The organism is Dehalococcoidia bacterium (genome assembly GCA_025054935.1).
Taxonomy (GTDB): Bacteria; Chloroflexota; Dehalococcoidia; order SpSt-223; family SpSt-223; genus JANWZD01.
The window spans coordinates 1-579 of sequence record JANWZD010000071.1 but is presented as its reverse complement, the minus strand read 5'-3'; the positions used below and the strand labels follow the sequence as shown (position 1 = coordinate 579).

Genomic DNA, 579 nt, shown 5'->3' with positions numbered 1-579 from the left:
TGCGGATCGACGCCGAGGTGTCGCATCTCGGCAAGCTCTCCGCCACCCGGCGCGTGGCGCGCACGATCTTCCTCGGTTCCGCCCCGACCGCGGCGGCGCCGCATCCCGGACTGGAGGACCGGCGGGTGAAGCTCGGCTGCGTGATGCCGGGCGAAAGCCCTGCCGTGTTCGGCGATGCGCTGCGGCGACTGTCGGCCGCCGCCACCTACCTGTACGCCGATGGCCCGCGCTACTGGTACTCCACGCAGCCGACGGTCACCAAGCTCGCCGAGCAACTGAGGCGCGATCCGGACAAGGTTGTGCACGAACTCGAGCGACGGCTGCGCACGGATCTGAAGAAGACCGGCGAGTTCTCCCGCATCCATCCGCTGCCGCGCTCGGGTGCCGATGTGGCGGACGATCCGGAAGCACGCCTCGTGGTGCTGGGGCCGGAGCATCCCTACAGCCGGGAGCCCGGCAACGCGGCCGAGCAGGCGGCGCGCGCGATCCTGGAGGCGCGCGGCAACGGGCCGCGGCTGTTCCGCAACACGCTGGTGTTCCTGGCCGTCGACAAGACGCGCTGGCAGGATCTGGAGCAGG

At 71.2% G+C, this 579-nt stretch carries 1 protein-coding gene; it reads left to right on the top strand.

The features are described 5' to 3' along the window. A partial coding sequence (locus NZ773_16310) for an AAA+ family ATPase (protein MCS6803490.1) occupies window positions 1-579 on the top strand: 579 nt, incomplete at both ends.